Source organism: Phreatobacter oligotrophus, assembly GCF_003046185.1.
In the GTDB taxonomy this organism is placed as follows: Bacteria; Pseudomonadota; Alphaproteobacteria; order Rhizobiales; family Phreatobacteraceae; genus Phreatobacter; species Phreatobacter oligotrophus.
In genome coordinates, this window is sequence record NZ_PZZL01000002.1 from 1 (window position 1) to 17,700 (window position 17,700).

The following is a 17,700-nucleotide window of genomic DNA, read 5'->3' on the forward strand; positions in this document are numbered from 1 at the left end:
AGCGGTTTCGATCTTGGTAGCGCATGACACGCAGTCCATTCCGCCGATGCGGTAACGGGCTCTAACTGCTGATGGCGACATCCATTTTGGCTTTCGTGGGTTAATCTTCTTGCGATCCTGGCCAACACCCTACATCCTCTAGTGACTAGAGGAGCAAGCTGAAATGAAAAAGGCATTGCCGATTGGCCAGGCAGCCGCGCAATCAGGCGTGCAGGTGCCGACGATCCGCTACTACGAACAGATCGGGCTGCTGCCCTCGCCCTTGCGGTCGGAAGGCAACCGGCGCCTCTACAGCGAGGCGGAGATTCGGCGCCTCGCCTTCATCCGTCACGCTAGAGAGCTGGGCTTCGGGGTCGACGCGATCCGGGCGCTGCTCGCGCTTCAGGACAATCCCCAGCGGTCTTGCACGGAGGCAGATGTCATAGCCCGGGCCAGGCTTGCTGACGTCGAACATCGGATCGCGTCGCTCACGGCTTTGCGCAAGGTGCTGCGGCGGATGATTACGGCGTGCGCCGGTGGATCTGTATCCGAATGCATGGTCGTCGAGATGTTGGCGGAGAATAGTCAGCTTCGCAATCCCAAAAAGGGCTAGCCACGGCAGATCAGCGCGAGCCAACTCTTCACGACCGAGGAGGGACACCACGGCACTGCCGATCCCAGACGCCGATGGACTTCGCCGCCACGTTCCACCCGCGGCGGGATCAGACGCTATGCCTCGCAAATGGCTCCGCGTCTGTCGATACCGTTCAACCCGCCGACAGGGTCCAACCAACCGCCGGAACGAACTCACGGCTGACTAGAAACTGGGGGCAACGTTAGGCAGATGAAGGAGTGGAGAATGAACCGTCCCGGTTTTGCTGGAGGCTGGTTGTCTTAAGTTATGCGGCCATCGCTGTCTCTGCCAACCAGGCGTAGTAGCGTTCCTCGGCCTCGGCCGGCGGGATGTTAAGGATGGGCTCAAAAAGGCGGCGCTTGTTGAACCAGTCGACCCAGGTCAGCGTCGCGAACCCGACGGAGGGCTCAATGCCAGCCTAGGCCAGGCTCTCGGTTCACGGCTTTGAGGCTTCGGCGTCTTGCGCGAGAGGTCCGCGCATCCAGCATGCCGTCTTGGCGGCGGTCGCCGAGCGCACATGAGCGCCAAGTCTTCGGGAACGAGACCCTCGACGGCATGGACCGTTGCAGCACCGTACCGGCCAAGCCCCAGATCCATGGTGCGGCTGAAGGCAATGGCACCGGCGTGAACGTCGGCCAACCTCCGGGCAAGCAGAATGGCCTCGTGTGGAGTTGCGGTTGCCTCTTCAAGGACCGGCATCAATGTGCCGTCCTTGCCCACCCCAAATGTGACGACCACGTGATAACTGATGCCACTCATACGCGACCCCTCGGTACAAGAACAAAGAGTGAACATAGCGCCTGGCGGTTGCGGTTAAGTCAACCCAATAGAACGAAGACAGATTTCCATGCTGACACGCAGCGGCATAGCTCGGTGCGGAGAACACCTGTCAGCAGGTGAATGCGCGGGGCGGATTAGGTCTACGCACATACTCCACCCGCCCCTTCTGTTTTGTTCTCGACAGATCGGAGGAGATTACATTGACAGAGAACTTCCGTCGGAAAAACAATATACGGACCAATCACTTCTGGAAACGGACTCGGATATAATCGCCAGAAAGCCAGTCGGGACTCCGCTGCAATCAGTAATGAGACTCCGTTGCTGGCGAATCGTGATGATCGGAAGTTCGTCTTCTCAGCCAGTTAGAGCGGATGTGGGACTCCGATCAGAGAACGCCTACTAAGCAGCTGGAAGCGGGCGAGCAGCATGGCCGCGACCTCCTGCGGGGTGCGCTCCAGATGCTGGCGCGACCAGGCGGGCGTGGCATGGATCACATAGGTGGTCGACCCGGCGGCCCGCCCGGGCTTAGAGGAATCGGCCGCAATCCAGGCGATGGCCTCGTCGGTCGGCCGCAGCGAGACGCCGATCGGATCGTCGATGGCGCCAAAGGCGATCATCAGCGCCCAGCAGGGGGCGTAGCGGGCCCGCGCCGTGCCGGACCAGTCGATTCCCGCCGAGGCGAGGATCGGGGCAGCCTGCGGGGCCGGCGTCGCGACGATGACGCCGTCGAAGCCCTCGGGCGGCGTCTCATAGCCCTCGGCGGAGGCGATCCGCCAGCGCGCGCCGTCGCGGTCGAGGCGGGTGACGGTCTGGCTCGGGATGATCGACAGGCCGCGGGCGAAGGCCCGGCCGACGGCGCTCATGCCAGGCGTGCCGACATAGCCGACCTCGCCCCAGGCGGCGGCGCCGCCATCGCCCACCAGGGCCTCGACCTCGCGGACGAAGCCGTCGCCGCGGGCGGTGAAGAACTGCGCGCCATGATCGAACTGTAGGCCTTCGGCACGGCGCGTCGCCATCCGGCCGCCGACGCCGCGGCTCTTGTCAAAGATGCTGACGTCGCACCCTGCCCCCGCCAGGCGCCGGGCGGCCGCAAGGCCCGCCATGCCACCACCGATCACTGCCCACCGTCGCGTCATGCGCATGCCCTGTCATCGCTGCTCATCAGGGTCTACGCGCCAGAAGCGCTGGGCGATCAAATGCGGGCGGCAATTTTGTGCTGATGGCCCGCTACATCCCCCGCGCACGAGGCCGGCAGAGCCGTGTCAGCCGGCCAGCAGCGCGCCATAGCCCTCGCGCTTTGCCGTGACGCCGGCGAGGCGCAAGGCATTCCACAGGCTCGCCTGATTGGCCGTCACGACCGGCCGCCCGAGCCGCGCTTCCAGCTCGGCGATGATGCCGACGCAGCGGAAGCCGGTGCCTGCGAGAAGGATGCCATCGGCATGGGCCGGGCATTGTTCGAGCACCTGCGCCATCAGCCCTTCGGTCTCCTGCGCCGTCGCCATGCCTGCGGGATAGAGCCCGTCGGGCGGCAGCGCGTCCCAGGGCGCAGGCGGCCGGTAGCGCCAGATGGCCGATGCGGGCGTGCCATATCCGTCGAGATAGCGGCCGGCGGCGGTGAGCACGCTGTCCGACATCCAGGCGGGCATGACCAGGAACGGCCGGGTCACACCGAGATGGGCGAGCGCCGCGCGCACGTCGGCGCCGTTGGTGGTCGGGCGAACCTTCGGGCCCAGCGCTGCGCCAAGCGCCGTGATCGTCGCCTCGTCCCAGCCCGGACCGCCGACGAGGCTGCTGGAGGAATGGCCGAGCACCGCCACGTCGACGCCGATGGCCACGAAATCACGGCAGCCGCGGACGAGATCTTCACACAGCGTGACCCCTGTCCTGTCGGTGGTCCAGGGCGCCCAGGGCGACCCGGCGGTGACGCGGGCGGCATGGATCGACACGCCCGCCGGGGCCATGGCCCACCATTCGGCCTCGGGCACCACCTCGCGGCCGACAATGAACATGCCGATGCGCGCGAGTTCTCCCCAATTGTCCTTGGCCATGCGAGCGCCTCCCCTCCCCCGGTTGGATCGCGGAGAGGGCGCGAGGTCAAGCAGGGCCTTGCCAATCATTCCATTATGATGGAATCATCATCTCTCTTGAGAGAGAATGGCATGCGATTGAGACGGCAGCGGCGGATCGGACCATTGGCGGCAGCGACTGCCCGGGTTCGCCTGCCCTCGGCCGGTCACAATGGCGGCCCGCCGCTCGAGGAGGAGACGCATACCCCGCCCTGGGGCAAGGGCGAGATCCAGCGCTTTCTCCACTGGAAGCGCGCCCATGCCGAGGTCTGGAAGAAGGTCTCGCCCGACGTGATGCGCTTCCGGATGGAGAAGGCCGACCGGCTCGGCCTCACCTATGAGGAATACACGCTGGAGATCCTCGAGCGGGGCATCCACCTGCAGGTCGAGGACGTGGAGCGGATCGCCGCCATCAAGGCCGCGCGCAAGGGCCGGCGGCGCCGACGCCACGCCTGACCGCCCTCTCCCCTCCACGCATGAAGGCTGCGCGGATGCGCCCCTTGACCATGGGGTGGTGCGCCGTGCCAGCCTCCTGTCAGGAGCCCCCATGACCGTACACGCCACCGCCATCTCCGATCTCGATGCCTTCGCGCTGGGAGAGGCCTTCCGAAAAAGGCGCCTGTCACCGGTGGAGGTGGCGAAAGACGCCCTCGACCGGGCCGAGGCGAGCCAATCCACCGTCAACGCCTTCGCGCTGATCGACCGCGAGCGGACGCTCGGCTGGGCGCGCGAATCGGAGGCGCGCTGGGCGAAGGGCGAGCCGCTCGGCCCCTTCGACGGTGTCGGGGTGACGATCAAGGACAACATGGCGGTCGAAGGCTGGCCGTCGATGAAGGGGTCGAAGGTCGCGCCCGCGGCCCCGGTGACCTTCGACGCGCCGGTCACTGCGCGCTGCAAGGAAGCCGGTCTCGTCATTCTCGGCACGACCACCATGCCGGAATTCGGCTGGATCGGCCTGTCGACCTCTCCCCTCACCGGCCACACCCGCAATCCCTGGAACCTCGACCGCACCGCCGGCGGCTCGACCTCGGGCGGCGCCGTCGCCGCGGCGCTCGGCATCGGGCGCTTTCATCTGGGCTCGGACGGGCTGGGCTCGATCCGCATCCCCGCCGCCTTCTGCGGCGTCTCGGGCATCAAGGCGACCTATGGACGGGTGCCGGCCTATCCGATCTCGGTCATGGGCGAGCTCGCCCATCTCGGCCCCATCGCCCGCGATGTCAGGGAGGTGGCAGCTCTTCTCACCATCCTCTCCGGCCCCGATGCGCGCGATCCCATGGCCTGGAACACGCCGGCGCCCGACTACGGCGTCGGCATCAATGACGGGGTGCGGGGCCTGCGGATCGCCTATTCGCCGCGCCTTGGCTTCGTGAAGAAGCTCGACCCCCAGGTGGAGCGGGCGGTCGCGGCTGCGGCGGCGACCTTCGCCGCCATGGGCGCCATCGTCGAGGAGGTCGACCCGCCGCTGGAAGACCCGGCCCCCATCGCCTGGGACATCTGGAATGCCGGCGCGGCGCTCGCCCTGTCGGCCTTCACGCCGGAGCAGCGCCGCCAGATGGATCCCGGCCTCGTCGCCTGCGCCGAGACCGGTTCTCGCTTCCCCGCCTCCGCCCTGATCGACGCCCTGCTCTATCGCAGGACCAAGGCGGTGATCGCCATGGCCGGCTTCTTCGAGCGCTACGACCTGATGATCACCCCGACCATGCCGACGGGCGCCATTCCGCTCGGGGCCGACCTGCCGCCGCCGGGTTTTGCCGGTCAGTCGGAATGGGGACCCCTCTGGACGGACTGGTGCCCCTACACGCCGCCGTTCAACGTCACGCAGCAGCCCGCCGGAACGGTGCCCTGCGGACTCGATGGCGACGGCCTGCCGATCGGCCTGCAGATCGTCGGCTGGAAGCGCCAGGAGGCGACCGTGCTCAGGGCCATGCGGGCCTTCGAATCCGAGCGCCCGCCGGCGCGCGTCCCGATGCCGCACCGTCCAGCCTAAGCATCAGACGACTGCACGGTTTTTGCGCGACTGTTGCCTGCGCAACGGGATTGACACCCTCTTACCAACCATCGTCTCATCCGGTCTCAGTGCGGTCAGGGATCGGCTTGCACAAGGTCCAGCCGTGTCGTTCCAGGGGAGAGTGGTCATGAAATCCGTCAAGTTGTCCCGCCGCAGCGTCGTGGCAGGTGCCGCGGCTGCCGGCGCGCTGGCAGGGGCCTCGGGCGCTTCGGCGCAGGGCGCCGCCAATGTCCTGCGCGTCGTCATGCATTCCGACCTGCGCATCATCGATCCGATCTGGACGACCGCCTACATCGTCCGCAACCACGGCTACATGATCTACGACACGCTCTTCGCGCTCGACTCGAAGGGCCAGGTCCAGCCGCAGATGGTGGACCGCTACACGGTCAGCGACGACAAGCTCACCTACACCTTCGTGCTGCGCGACGGCCTGATGTGGCACGACAACCAGCCCGTCACCACCGCCGACATCATCCCGTCGATCCGCCGCTGGGCCGCCCGCGACCCGCTCGGCCAGACGGTCATGGGCTTCATCGCCTCGATGGACGCCAAAGACCCCAAGACCTTCGAGATCAAGCTGAAGGAGCCGACGGGCCTGCTCATCTTCGCCCTCGGCAAGCCGTCCTCGAACGTGCCCTTCATGATGCCGAAGCGCGTCGCCGAGACCGACCCGCAGACGCAGATCACCGAGTTCGTGGGCTCCGGCCCCTTCATGTTCGTGCGTGACGAGTGGAAGCCGGGCGACCGGGCGGTCTACGCCAAGTTCCAGGGCTATCGTCCGCGTTCCGAGCCGGCTTCCGGCCTCGCCGGCGGCAAGGTCGCCAAGGTCGACCGCGTCGAGTGGCGCGTCATCACCGACCAGCAGCAGGCGATCAACGCGCTGCAGGCCGGCGAGATCGACCTGATCGAGGCGCCGAGCCATGACCTGCTGCCGCTGCTGAAGTCGGACCGCAACGTCAAGCTGCACAACTGGAACGTGCTCGGCAATCAGTACACCCTGCGCTTCAACCACACGACCGCGCCGTTCAACAACCCGAAGATCCGCCAGGCGGCGCTCTATGCGCTGAACCAGGAGGACTTCCTGAAGGCGACCATCGGCGATCCCGAGTACTACAAGGTCTGCAAGGCCATGTTCGTCTGCGGCTCGCCGCTCGAGACGCTGGCCGGCATGGAAGACAAGCTCGAGAGCAACTTCGCCAAGGCGCGCCAGCTCCTCCAGGAGGCCGGCTATGCCCGCGAGCCGGTGGTGCTGCTGCACTCGACCGACCTGCAGGTGCTCACCAACCTCGCCCCGGTCGCCAAGGCGCTGTTCGAGCGCGCCGGCTTCGTCGTCGACATGCAGTCGATGGACTGGCAGACGGTCGTCGCCCGCCGCGTGAAGCGCGATCCGCCGACGCAGGGCGGCTGGTCGGCCATGCTCACCTCGTGGGTCGCCGCCGACATCCTCAACCCGGTCATGGCCGGCTTCTTCAACGCCTCGGGCGACCGTGCCGCCTTCGGCTGGCCGAACGACCCGGAGATCGAGGCACTGCGCGCCCGGTTCGCCCGCGCCGGCTCGGAAGCCGAGCAGAAGCAGATCGCCGAGGCGGTGCAGCGCCGCGTCGCCGAAGCTCCGACCCATGTCCACCTGGGTCAGTGGTACCAGCCGGGCGCCCACCGGTCGAACATCTCGGGCTGGCTGGAAGCGCCGGCCCCGGTGTTCTGGAACATCGAGAAGGGCCGCGGCGCTTGAGCATGTGACGACCGGCGGCCGGGTACTCCGGCCGCCGTCTCCTCATTGCCACAGGCCTTTTCGATCATGATTTCCTATATCCTCCGACGCCTCGCAGCGACCGTGCCCGTGTTGTTCACCGTCGCCGTGATGGTGTTCCTGATGCTGCGGCTCACCCCGGGCGACCCGGCCGCGATCATCGCCGGCGACAACGCCACGACCCAGCAGATCCTCGACATCCGCACCAAGCTCGGCCTCGAGCAGCCCATCCTGCAGCAGTTCTTCATCTGGCTCGGCAGCATCCTGCGCGGCGACCTCGGCGAGAGCTTCTTCTTCCGCAAGACCGTCTTCGAGCTCATTTCCGAGCGCATCGAGCCGACCCTGTCGCTCGCCTTCCTCACCATCGTTCTGGCGGTCGTCATCGCCATTCCGCTCGGCGTGCTCGCGGCCTACCGGCAGGGCACCTGGATCGACCGCATCGTCATGGGTTTCTCGGTGATCGGCTTCTCAGTGCCGGTCTTCGTCATCGGCTACCTGCTCATCTACATCTTCGCCATCAAGCTCGGCTGGTTCCCGGTCCAGGGCTACCAGCGCATCAGCGGCGGCGTCTTCCCGTGGTTCCGCAGCCTGGTGCTGCCGGCCTTCACCCTGTCGGTGATCTACATCGCGCTGATCGCCCGCATGACCCGCACCAGCGTGCTGGAGGTGCTGTCGGAGGACTACATCCGCACCGCCCGCGCCAAGGGCCAGACGGAAGTGAAGGTGCTGTTCCAGCACGCGCTGAAGAATGCCGCCGTGCCCATCGTCACCGTGGTCGGCATCGGCGTCGCCCTGCTCATCGGCGGCGTGGTGGTGACGGAGAGCGTCTATTCGATCCCCGGCCTCGGCCGCCTCACCGTCGATGCGGTGCTGGCCCGCGACTTCCCGGTGATCCAGGCGATCATCCTGGCCTTCTCCTTCGTCTACGTCCTGATCAACCTGATCGTCGACCTGTCCTACACGATCTTCGATCCGAGGATCCGCTATTGACCGCCCCAGCCTCTTCTTCGCCCGTGGCGGAAACCGCAGTCCCGTTGCCCGCCAAGCCGACCGTCTGGCGCAAGCTGCTGCGCAGCCCCAATGTCATCGTCGGCATCGCCATCGTGCTGGTGATGGTCTTCATCGGCCTCATCGCGCCGCTCATCGCCACGTCCGATCCGACGGCCATCAATCCCGGCGCGCGCAACCGCGTGCCCATGGCCACCAGCACCATGCGGATGGATGACGGCACGCGCGCCACCGTCACCCACTACATGGGCACGGACACGCTCGGCCGGGACGTCTTCTCCCGCGTCGTCTATGGCGCCCGCGTCTCCATCTTCATCGGCATTTCCGTCGCCATCCTCTCGGTCAGCATCGGCCTGGTGATCGGCATGGCAGCCGGCTACTTCCGCTGGCTCGACAGCATCATCATGCGGATCATGGACGGGCTCATGGCGATCCCCGCCATCCTGCTCGCCATCGCCGTCGTGTCGCTGTCACGCGCGGGGCTCGCCTCCGTCATCATCGCCATCGTGGTGCCAGAGGTCCCACGCGTCGTGCGCCTCGTCCGATCCGTGGTGCTGTCGGTGCGCGAGGAGCCCTATGTGGAGGCCGCCGTCACCGCCGGCACGCCGACGCTGAAGCTCATCATCCGCCACATCCTGCCGAACACGGTGGCGCCGCTCATCGTCCAGGGCACCTTCATCTGCGCTTCGGCGATCCTGGTGGAGGCGATCCTGTCCTTCCTCGGCATCGGCATCCCGCCGGATGTGCCGACCTGGGGGAACATCATGGCGGAGGGCCGCCAGCTCTTCCGCATCTTCCCCCACAACATCCTCTATCCGGGCATCTTCCTCGCCCTCACGGTGCTCGCCGTGAACATGCTCGGCGACGGGCTGCGCGACACGCTCGATCCGAAAATGGAGAAGCGCGGATGACCGGACCGATCCTCGAGATCCGCAACCTGACGGTTCAGCTGCCGAAGGGCGCCGACCGCAAGTTCGCCGTTGAGAATGTCTCGCTCACCGTCAATCCCGGCGAGATCGTCTGCGTCGTCGGCGAATCCGGCTCGGGCAAGTCGGTGTCCTCCCACGCCGTGATGGGGCTCCTGCCGAAGGGCCAGCTCACCGTTGCCGCCGGCGAGATCCTGCTGGAGGGCGAGAACGTCCTGAAGGCCAGCGCCAACCGGCTGCGCGACCTGCGCGGCACGCGCATGTCGATGATCTTCCAGGAGCCGATGACGGCGCTGAACCCGGTCGTCACCTGCGGCGAGCAGATCGACGAGGTGCTGCGCATCCACACCGACCTCGGCGCCACCGAGCGCAAGGAGAAGGTGATCGCGGTGATGGAATCGGTGCGCCTGCCCGATCCCATCAAGATGTACGACGCCTATCCGCACCAGCTCTCGGGCGGCCAGCGCCAGCGCATCATGATCGCCCAGGCGCTGGTGCTCGATCCGGCCCTGCTGATCGCCGACGAGCCGACCACGGCCCTCGACGTGACCACGCAGGCGCAGATCCTCAGGCTCGTCGCCGAGATGCAGGAGCGCCGCGGCACCGGCGTGCTGTTCATCACCCATGATTTCGGCGTCGTCGCCGAGATCGCCCACCGGGTGGTCGTCATGCAGAAGGGCCATGTGGTCGAGACCGGCACGGCCACGGAGGTCCTGACCAACCCGCAGCATCCCTACACCCAGATGCTCATCAACGCGGTGCCGACCCTCACCCCGCCGCAGCGCGACGACCGCACGGGCGACGTGGCGCTGGAAACGGTGAAGCTCTGCAAGGTCTATGGCGGCGGCGGTTTCTTCCAGAAGAAGCGCGAGGTGCGTGCCGCCTCCGATGTCGAGATCCGCGTCCGCCGCGGCGAGACGCTCGGCATCGTCGGCGAGAGCGGCTCGGGCAAGTCGACCGTTGCCCGCTGCATCGCGCGGCTGATCGAGCCGACCTCGGGCGGCATCGTCGTCGGCAACATGGACATCGCCAAGCTGCCGGAGCGGCAGCTGAGGCCGCATCGCAAGCACTGCCAGATCGTCTTCCAGGACCCCTATCGGTCGCTCAATCCCCGCCGCTCTGTCGGGGCCTCGATCATCGAGGGGCCGATGAATTTCGGCGTCTCCGAGGCCGATGCGATCGCCAAGGCGCGCGACCTGATGAAGCTCGTCGGCCTGTCGCCGGATGCACTCGACCGCTATCCGCACCAGTTCTCGGGCGGCCAGCGCCAGCGCATCTGCATTGCGCGGGCGCTCGCCATGGAGCCGGAAATCCTCATCGCCGACGAGGCGGTCTCCGCCCTCGACGTGTCGGTGCAGGCGCAGGTGCTGGACCTCCTCGACGACGTCCGCAAGCGCTTCGACCTCGCCGTCCTCTTCATCACCCATGACCTGCGCGTCGCCGCCCAGATCTGCGACCGGATCGCGGTGATGCAGAACGGCGTGGTGGTGGAGCACGGGCGCACGGCGGAGGTCTTCGCCAATCCGCAGCACGCCTATACGCGCTCGCTGTTCGAGGCGGCGCCGGGCCGGAACTTCCAGTTCGCGCGCGTCGCCTGAGGCCGCGCAGAAAACGGGTGCAGGGATCGGGTGTCGGTGCGGGCTCCGCGCCGGCAGGGTCGGCGGGACAGGAGCCCCGCCATGACCCCCCAACGCCCCGCCGCCTTCTCCCGCCTCTTCGCCACGGCCGCCCTGGTCCAGGCGGCTGACCAGATCGCTCTCGCCGCCCTGCCCGTCACCGCCGTGCTGTTGCTCGGCGCCGGCCCCGCCATGGTGGGCCTGCTCGTCGCGGCGCAGACGGCGGCCTGGCTCCTCGTCTCGCTGCCGGCCGGCGTGCTGGTCGACCGCCTGCCGGCGCCGCGCGTCATCCGTGTCGCCCTGGTGCTTGCCCTTGCCGGCATGATCGCCGCCATCGCGGCGGCGCAGATGGCCTCGCCAGCGCTGCTGGCTGCGGCCGTCTTCATCGCCTCGGCGGGCACCGTGACCTTCGTGCTGGTGCAGGTGGGCCTCGTGCCGCGCATGGTGCCCGCGGCGGGCCTGCCGGCCGCCAATGCGCGGATCGAGCTTGCCCGCGCGCTGGCGACGGCCGCCGCGCCCATGCTGGTCGGCGTCCTTGCCACCCGGCTCTCGCCCGCCGCCGCCTATCCGCTCGCCGCGGTGCTGACCCTCGGCGCCCTCGTGCTCGGCATGGGGCTCCGGCCCGCAGCGGCCGCACCGGCCGCTCGCCCGCCGGTGCTCACCGCCATCGCCGAGGGCACCCGCTTCGTCATCCGCCATCCGCTGCTGCGGGCCATCGCGCTCTGCGCGGTGTTCTGGAACTTCGCCTTCATCGCCCTGCTCGCGGTCTTCGTGCCCTTCGCGCTCGCCAGGCTCTCCACCGATGCGGCCGGCGCGGGCCTTGCCCAGGGCTTTGCCGGCCTCGGCATGATCGCTGGCGCGCTCGCCGCCCCGGCCCTGCTCGCAAAGCTGCAGCCGCGGGTGCTGCTGGTCTTCGGCCCTTGCGTCTCGGCGCTGGCGGCTTTGGCCATCCTCACGGCTCCGAGCCTTGGCGGCATCGGGCTTGCGGGCTTCGCCTTCGCGCTGATCGGCTTCGGCCCGATCCTGTGGCTGGTCATGCAGCTGACCGTACGCCAGATCGTCACGCCGCCGGAGCTGATGGGCCGCGTCACGGCGACGATCCAAGTGGCGATCTACGGCGTCCGGCCCCTCGGCGCGCTGGCCGGCGGGGCCATGGCGCAGGGTTTCGGCCTCGATGCCGCGCTCATTCTCGTGGCCATCGCCTTTGGCGCCTCGGCGCTCGCCTGCCTTGCCTCGCCGCTGGCAAGGCTCGCCGCCCTGCCCGCCCCCGCCACCGCGGCAGGAGGCCTATGACCATCCACCGCTTGGCGATGCGGGGTTCCTGCCCTAAGACAACGGCATCATTCGTTCGAGGATCATTGCCATGGCTGTCGCCGCGATCACCCCCGCTTCCGGCTCCTATGTGAAGGACAGCGAGGAGTTCAACTGGGAAGACCCGCTGAACCTCGATGGCATGCTCACCGAGGAAGAGCGCATGGTGCAGGAAACCGCCCGCACCTATTGCCAGGAAAAGCTGCTGCCGCGCGTGACCTCGGCCTTCCTCGAGGAGCGCTTCGACCGCGAGATTATGAACGAGATGGGCGAGCTCGGCCTGCTCGGCGCGACCATCCCGTCCGAATATGGCGGCGCCGATCTCGGCTATGTCGCCTACGGCCTCATCGCCCGCGAGGTGGAGCGCGTCGACTCGGGCTATCGCTCGGCCTGCTCGGTGCAGTCCTCGCTCGTCATGTATCCGATCTACGCCTATGGCTCCGAGGCGCAGCGCAAGAAGTACCTGCCGAAGCTCGCCTCGGGCGAGTGGGTCGGCTGCTTCGGCCTGACCGAGCCCGATGCCGGCTCTGATCCTGCGGGCATGAAGACGCGCGCGACCAAGGTCGACGGCGGCTACATCCTCAAGGGCTCGAAGATGTGGATCACCAACTCGCCGATCTCCGATCTGGCGGTGGTCTGGGCCAAGACCGACGAGGCCATCCGCGGCTTCATCGTCGAGCGCGGCATGAAGGGCTTCTCGACCCCGAAGATCGAGGGCAAGGTCTCGCTCCGCGCCTCCATCACTGGCGAGATCGTCCTCGACGACGTTTTCGTGCCGGCGGAGAACATGCTGCCGAACGCCAAGGGCCTGTCCGGTCCGTTCGGCTGCCTCAACCGCGCCCGCTACGGCATCGCCTGGGGCGCCATGGGCGCCGCCGAGGATTGCTGGCACCGCGCCCGCCAGTACACGCTGGACCGCAAGCAGTTCGGCAAGCCGCTGGCGGCCACGCAGCTCGTGCAGAAGAAGCTCGCGGACATGCAGACCGAGATCACCCTTGGTCTGCACGGCGCGCTGCGCCTCGGCCGGCTGATGGAGGACCACAACTTCGCGCCGCAGGCCATCTCGCTGATGAAGCGCAACAATTGCGGCAAGGCGCTCGACATCGCCCGCCTCGCCCGCGACATGCACGGCGGCAACGGCATCTCGGCCGAGTACCATGTCATCCGCCACATGGTGAACCTCGAGACGGTCAACACCTACGAGGGCGCGCACGACGTGCACGCGCTGATCCTCGGCCGTGCCCAGACCGGCATCCAGGCGTTCTTCTGATCGCAGGGTTCAGGGATGAATGCGGAAGGCCCGGCCATTGCGCCGGGCCTTCTGCTTTTGGGCACCGACAGGGCTTCACGCAGGACCGCGGCGGCTCCACGGGGGGGATGAAGGGCGCAGCACCCACCTCTCCCCGGCGGGGAGAGGTCGACGAGCGCAGCGAGGCGGGTGAGGGGGAGACTTCTCAAGACCCAGGAGCCCCCTCTCCCGGCCTCCGGCCGACCTCTCCCCGCCGGGGAGAGGTGGAGCAGCGCCTCATCCGGCGGGAATGGGAGAAGGTAGGCCTTCTCAGCGCCGCTGCGGGCGGGCGTTGGGCTCCACCTGGATGGACGAGAGATAGGCGACGATCGCCGCGGCGCGCTCGGCCGAGAAGGTAAATTCCGGCATGGCCGGATGGCCGGAGGTGAAGCCCTCGGCCAGCGCCTCCTCCAGCACGTCCACCGGATAGCGCTTCGACAGCTCGCGGAAGAGCGGCGCATTGGGATAGGGGCTCGCGCCGTCGCGGCCTACCGCGTGGCAGAGCGAGCAGTTCTGCTTCACCAGCGCCTCACCGCGCTGGACCAGCACCCGTTGGCTCTGGGCGGCGGCAGCCGTGGCGCCGAGCGCGAGGCCGGCGGCAAGGGCCAGGATGGTCACGAGGCGGGGGCGCATGGCGGTCTCCGGGCGGTGGAACGAAAGGAATCGTCCCACGCCCGGCCTTGCGCCGCGTTGCGGTCGATCAACCCGCGAGCGCCACCAGTTCCGCCGTCAGCGCCGAGGCCGGATCGGCGAAGGGCGCGATGACGGTGAAATGGTTGGCGCCCGGCACGACGATCTCCTTCGCCACGACGCCGAGCGCGCTCCAGCAGGAGACCAGCGTGCGGGTCTGGCGGTGATATTCGGAGGATTCATCGCCCCCCACCACCGCCGTGACTTTCAGCCCCGGCCGCGGCGACCATGTGATGGGCGAGAGGCGCGAGACGTCTCCGGGTTCCATGCCCATGGCCTTGTTGACGAAGGTCGCCCGGAGCGGGGCGAGATGGAACAGCCCGGAGATCGGCATGGCCGCGGCGATGATCTCCGGCGCCTCGCCGATCCAGGGCCAGTTCGCGCTGGCAAGGCAGGCGGCGAGATGCCCGCCCGCCGAGTGGCCGAAGGGCAGGACGCGGCGGCCCGTGACCCGGTGAAGCGCGCGGGTGCAGGCAATCACCTGGTCGACGATCTCGCCGAGCTTCACCTGCGGGCAGAGGTCGTAGCTCATCACCGCGACATCGAGGCCGTGGGCATTGGCGCCGGCCGCCATGTGGCTGAAGGAGGTCTTGTCGAGCGCCTGCCAGTAGCCGCCATGGATGAAGAGCAGGATGGGGGCGCCCGCACGCGGGCTGGCGGCGGGAAAGAGGTCGTAGCGGTGGCGCTCGCCGGTGCCATAGGCCTGGTCCAGCTGCGCATCCGGCCGCCCCGCGCGATAGGCCGCCGCATCGCGAACCCAGGCGGCCATGATGGCGGGATGGTCCGGCACCATGGCGCGGTTGTTGTATTCGGCGTCGAGGTCGAGGGGCATGGCGGGCCTTTCCGGTCAGCGCGCATGCTGCCCCAGGCGGTCCGGCGATGCCAGCGCCGCTGCCGCCGGTCCGCCATTCCGCCGGGCGCCGTCATGGACTAGGGTCGCGCGGGGCCACGATGGGGCCCATCGGCAGGATTCGATCGATGCGCAGTGACCAGGCGACGCCCGTGAAACTCTCGGACTACCGGGTGCCGGATCATGTGGTCACGCAGGTGCATCTCGACGTGGTGCTGCATCCGACCGCGACGCGGATCCGCGCCACGAGCGAGGTAGCGCCGCACCGCCAGGGCCGCGCTGGCGCGCCCCTCGTCTTCGATGGCGACGGACTGATGCTGGCCTCCATTGCCATCGACGGCGTGGCGCTGGCGACGGACGCCTATGCGGCGACGCCCGACCGCCTGACCATCCACCAGCCGCCGCGCGGGCCCTTCCGCCTGACGGTGGAGACGGTGATCGACCCGCAGGCCAACACCCAGCTGATGGGTCTTTACCGCTCCTCCGGCACCTGGTGCACTCAGTGCGAGGCCGAGGGCTTTCGCCGCATCACCTATTTTCCCGACCGGCCTGACGTGCTCGCCGTCTACACGACGCGGATCGAGGCCGAGAAGAAGGCCGCGCCCGTCCTGCTCGGCAACGGCAACCTCGTGGAGGCGGGCGACCTTCCCGACGGTCGGCACTACGCGGTGTGGCACGACCCGCATCCCAAGCCGAGCTATCTCTTCGCCCTGGTCGGCGGCGATCTCGCGGTGGTCACCGACAGCTTCACCACCCGATCGGGGCGCGAGGTCGCGCTCGGCATCTATGTCGAGCACGGCAAGGAGGACCGCTGCGCCTATGCCATGGACGCGCTCAAGCGCTCCATGCGCTGGGACGAGGAGGCCTTCGGCTGCGAGTACGACCTCGACGTCTTCAACATCGTCGCCGTGTCCGACTTCAACATGGGCGCGATGGAGAACAAGGGCCTCAACATCTTCAACGACAAATATGTGCTGGCGCTGCCCGACACCGCCACCGACCAGGACTATGCGGCGATCGAGGCGATCATCGCCCACGAATATTTCCACAACTGGACCGGCAACCGGATCACCTGCCGCGACTGGTTCCAGCTCTGCCTCAAGGAGGGCCTGACCGTCTTCCGCGACCAGGAATTCTCCTCCGACATGCGCTCGCGGGCGGTGAAGCGCATCGCCGACGTACGGCTGCTGAAGAGCCACCAGTTCGCCGAGGATGCGGGCCCCCTCGCCCATCCGGTCCGGCCGGAAATCTATCACGAGATCAACAACTTCTACACGGCGACTGTCTATGAGAAGGGCGCCGAGGTCATCCGCGCGCTGAAAGTCCTGATCGGCGAGACGGCCTTCCGCGCAGGCATGGACCTGTACCTCGCCCGCCACGACGGGGACGCGGCGACGGTCGAGGATTTCATCGCCTGCTTCGCCGAGGCGGGCGGCCGCGACCTCTCCCAGTTCTTCCTCTGGTATCGCCAGTCCGGCACGCCCGAGGTCAGCGTCGCGACGCGCCACGACGCCGTCGCCGGCACCTTCACCGTCACGCTGTCCCAGCGCCACCGGCCGACGCCCGGCCAGACCGACAAGCAGCCCATGGTGATCCCGCTCGCCTTCGGCCTCGTCGGCGAGGACGGCCGCGACCGGCCGCTGCTCGACGAGGACGGCCGGCAGGTCGCCGCCGTCATCACGCTGGACGAGCCGCAGAAGACCGTCACCTTTTCCGGCCACCCGACGCGGCCCGTTCTGTCCATCAATCGCGGCTTCTCCGCGCCGGTGGCCCTGAAGACCGACCTCACGGCGGCAGATCTCGCTTTCCTCGCCGGCCATGACGGCGACGCCTACAATCGCTGGCAGGCGATCCAGTCCCTGGCGACCGAGCATCTGGTCGGCGCCAGCCGCGGCAACACCCGCCCGGGCGGTGCCGATGCCATCGCTGCGGCCCTCGCCCATGTCATCGACGGCGCGGCGGCCGATCCGGCCTTCGCGGCCCAGGCGCTCACGCTGCCGTCCGAAGCCGACATTGCCCGCGAGATGGGGGCGGAGGTCGATCCGGCCGCCGTCTTCGCCGCGCGCAAGACGCTGAAGCTGCATCTCTCGGCATCCCTCGGCGACCGCCTCGCGGCCCTGCGCGAGCGCTTTGCGACGCCCGGCCCCTACAGCCCCGACGCGGCCTCGGCCGGCCGCCGCGCCCTGGTCAATGTCGCGCTCGACCTCTGGGCGGCCTCGGGCGACGATGCCCGCCTCGCCGTGGTCGAGGCGCGCTTCGCCGGCGCCGACAACATGACTGACCGGTTCGCCGCCCTCGCCGTCCTCGCCCAGCATCCGGGGGCGCGGCGCGAGGCGGCGCTCGCCGCCTTCCGCGAGCGCTACCGCACGGACGCGCTCATCCTCGACAAGTGGCTCGCCCTGCAGGCGGCCATCCCGGAGGATGGCACGCTCGCCCGTGTCGAGGCGCTGCTCGCCGATCCCGCCTTCGCCATGGGCAATCCGAACCGCCTCAGGGCCCTCGTCGGCGGCTTCGCCACCGGCAATGCCACGCAGTTCAACCGGCCGGACGGCGCGGGATATGCCTTCCTGGCCCGGGTGGTGACCGACACCGATCCGCGCAACCCGCAGGTGGCGGCGCGCCTGCTCCAGGCCTTCCGCAGCTGGCGGGCGCTGGAGGGGGGGCGGCGGTCGCTGGCAAGGGCTGCGCTGGAGCGCGTGGCGGGCGTCGCGGGCCTGTCGCCGGACGTGCGCGACATCGTCGACCGGATGCTGAGCGAGCCCGGCAAATAGTCCTACGGCGTTAACTAAAAATT

At 68.3% G+C, this 17,700-nt stretch carries 14 protein-coding genes and 1 pseudogene; 10 read left to right on the forward strand and 5 right to left on the reverse strand.

The genetic code is table 11. The annotated features are described in order from the left end of the window. Nucleotides 1-163: 163 nt before the first annotated feature. The gene (locus tag C8P69_RS03940; RefSeq protein WP_108174584.1) at nucleotides 164-592 is read left to right on the forward strand and encodes a MerR family transcriptional regulator; all 429 of its coding nucleotides are present in this window, start codon (nucleotides 164-166) and stop codon (nucleotides 590-592) included. A gap of 286 nt (nucleotides 593-878) precedes the next feature. On the opposite strand, the pseudogene C8P69_RS03945 reads toward C8P69_RS03940, so the two are convergent. The 3 genes and pseudogenes from C8P69_RS03945 to C8P69_RS03955 form a co-directional block, all read right to left on the reverse strand. Beyond that, nucleotides 879-1,016 (reverse strand): annotated as a pseudogene (locus tag C8P69_RS03945) (IS3 family transposase); the annotation flags it as partial. Nucleotides 1,017-1,755: 739 nt separating this feature from the next. Further along, nucleotides 1,756-2,529, reverse strand: coding sequence for an NAD(P)/FAD-dependent oxidoreductase (locus tag C8P69_RS03950; protein WP_170118113.1), 774 nt, complete (start codon nucleotides 2,527-2,529; stop codon nucleotides 1,756-1,758). Nucleotides 2,530-2,655: 126 nt separating this feature from the next. Further along, nucleotides 2,656-3,441, reverse strand: coding sequence for a maleate cis-trans isomerase family protein (locus C8P69_RS03955; RefSeq protein WP_108174586.1), 786 nt, complete (start codon nucleotides 3,439-3,441; stop codon nucleotides 2,656-2,658). A gap of 144 nt (nucleotides 3,442-3,585) precedes the next feature. On the opposite strand from C8P69_RS03955, the gene C8P69_RS03960 reads away from it, so the two are divergent. The 8 genes from C8P69_RS03960 (at nucleotide 3,586) to C8P69_RS03995 (ending at nucleotide 13,348) form a co-directional block, all read left to right on the forward strand. Next, the gene (locus tag C8P69_RS03960; protein ID WP_245901860.1) at nucleotides 3,586-3,915 is read left to right on the forward strand and encodes a hypothetical protein; all 330 of its coding nucleotides are present in this window, start codon (nucleotides 3,586-3,588) and stop codon (nucleotides 3,913-3,915) included. A 91-nt stretch (nucleotides 3,916-4,006) separates the two neighbouring features. Continuing rightward, nucleotides 4,007-5,446, forward strand: a complete 1,440-nt coding sequence (locus C8P69_RS03965; RefSeq protein ID WP_108174587.1) for an amidase — start codon at nucleotides 4,007-4,009, stop codon at nucleotides 5,444-5,446. A gap of 148 nt (nucleotides 5,447-5,594) precedes the next feature. Next, the gene (locus C8P69_RS03970; RefSeq protein WP_108174588.1) at nucleotides 5,595-7,199 is read left to right on the forward strand and encodes an ABC transporter substrate-binding protein; all 1,605 of its coding nucleotides are present in this window, start codon (nucleotides 5,595-5,597) and stop codon (nucleotides 7,197-7,199) included. A gap of 66 nt (nucleotides 7,200-7,265) precedes the next feature. Then, nucleotides 7,266-8,207: an ABC transporter permease gene (locus C8P69_RS03975; RefSeq protein ID WP_108174589.1), complete on the forward strand. Its 942-nt coding sequence runs from the start codon at nucleotides 7,266-7,268 to the stop codon at nucleotides 8,205-8,207. A gap of 44 nt (nucleotides 8,208-8,251) precedes the next feature. Continuing rightward, the gene (locus C8P69_RS03980; RefSeq protein ID WP_245901861.1) at nucleotides 8,252-9,136 is read left to right on the forward strand and encodes an ABC transporter permease; all 885 of its coding nucleotides are present in this window, start codon (nucleotides 8,252-8,254) and stop codon (nucleotides 9,134-9,136) included. Further along, nucleotides 9,133-10,749 carry an ABC transporter ATP-binding protein gene (locus tag C8P69_RS03985; protein ID WP_108174591.1) on the forward strand — a complete coding sequence of 539 codons (1,617 nt, stop codon included), beginning with the start codon at nucleotides 9,133-9,135 and terminating at the stop codon, nucleotides 10,747-10,749. The genes C8P69_RS03980 and C8P69_RS03985 overlap by 4 nt, the downstream gene beginning before the upstream one ends. 81 nt (nucleotides 10,750-10,830) lie before the next feature. Next, nucleotides 10,831-12,060 carry an MFS transporter gene (locus tag C8P69_RS03990; RefSeq protein ID WP_108174592.1) on the forward strand — a complete coding sequence of 410 codons (1,230 nt, stop codon included), beginning with the start codon at nucleotides 10,831-10,833 and terminating at the stop codon, nucleotides 12,058-12,060. 70 nt (nucleotides 12,061-12,130) lie between these two features. Continuing rightward, the gene (locus C8P69_RS03995; protein WP_108174593.1) at nucleotides 12,131-13,348 is read left to right on the forward strand and encodes an acyl-CoA dehydrogenase; all 1,218 of its coding nucleotides are present in this window, start codon (nucleotides 12,131-12,133) and stop codon (nucleotides 13,346-13,348) included. A gap of 288 nt (nucleotides 13,349-13,636) precedes the next feature. Here C8P69_RS03995 and C8P69_RS04000 read toward each other — a convergent pair whose 3' ends face one another. Together C8P69_RS04000 and C8P69_RS04005 are read right to left on the reverse strand one after the other, a co-directional pair. Further along, nucleotides 13,637-13,999, reverse strand: a complete 363-nt coding sequence (locus C8P69_RS04000; protein WP_108174594.1) for a c-type cytochrome — start codon at nucleotides 13,997-13,999, stop codon at nucleotides 13,637-13,639. A 67-nt stretch (nucleotides 14,000-14,066) separates the two neighbouring features. Next, nucleotides 14,067-14,888 carry an alpha/beta hydrolase gene (locus tag C8P69_RS04005; RefSeq protein ID WP_108174595.1) on the reverse strand — a complete coding sequence of 274 codons (822 nt, stop codon included), beginning with the start codon at nucleotides 14,886-14,888 and terminating at the stop codon, nucleotides 14,067-14,069. A 146-nt stretch (nucleotides 14,889-15,034) separates the two neighbouring features. Between C8P69_RS04005 and pepN the strand changes: the two genes are divergently transcribed. After that, on the forward strand, nucleotides 15,035-17,677 hold the full coding sequence (pepN, locus tag C8P69_RS04010) for an aminopeptidase N (RefSeq protein ID WP_108174596.1): 2,643 nt from the start codon (nucleotides 15,035-15,037) through the stop codon (nucleotides 17,675-17,677). Nucleotides 17,678-17,700 lie beyond the last annotated feature (23 nt).

Coding starts and splice junctions, on each gene's coding strand:
- C8P69_RS03955 (WP_108174586.1), bottom strand. CDS start 3,441: ATGGCCAAGGACAATTGGGGAGAACTCGCGCGCATCGGCATGTTCATT.
- C8P69_RS03950 (WP_170118113.1), bottom strand. CDS start 2,529: ATGACGCGACGGTGGGCAGTGATCGGTGGTGGCATGGCGGGCCTTGCG.
- pepN (WP_108174596.1), top strand. CDS start 15,035: ATGCGCAGTGACCAGGCGACGCCCGTGAAACTCTCGGACTACCGGGTG.
- C8P69_RS03965 (WP_108174587.1), top strand. CDS start 4,007: ATGACCGTACACGCCACCGCCATCTCCGATCTCGATGCCTTCGCGCTG.
- C8P69_RS03985 (WP_108174591.1), top strand. CDS start 9,133: ATGACCGGACCGATCCTCGAGATCCGCAACCTGACGGTTCAGCTGCCG.
- C8P69_RS03990 (WP_108174592.1), top strand. CDS start 10,831: ATGACCCCCCAACGCCCCGCCGCCTTCTCCCGCCTCTTCGCCACGGCC.
- C8P69_RS04005 (WP_108174595.1), bottom strand. CDS start 14,888: ATGCCCCTCGACCTCGACGCCGAATACAACAACCGCGCCATGGTGCCG.
- C8P69_RS03940 (WP_108174584.1), top strand. CDS start 164: ATGAAAAAGGCATTGCCGATTGGCCAGGCAGCCGCGCAATCAGGCGTG.
- C8P69_RS04000 (WP_108174594.1), bottom strand. CDS start 13,999: ATGCGCCCCCGCCTCGTGACCATCCTGGCCCTTGCCGCCGGCCTCGCG.
- C8P69_RS03970 (WP_108174588.1), top strand. CDS start 5,595: ATGAAATCCGTCAAGTTGTCCCGCCGCAGCGTCGTGGCAGGTGCCGCG.
- C8P69_RS03975 (WP_108174589.1), top strand. CDS start 7,266: ATGATTTCCTATATCCTCCGACGCCTCGCAGCGACCGTGCCCGTGTTG.
- C8P69_RS03995 (WP_108174593.1), top strand. CDS start 12,131: ATGGCTGTCGCCGCGATCACCCCCGCTTCCGGCTCCTATGTGAAGGAC.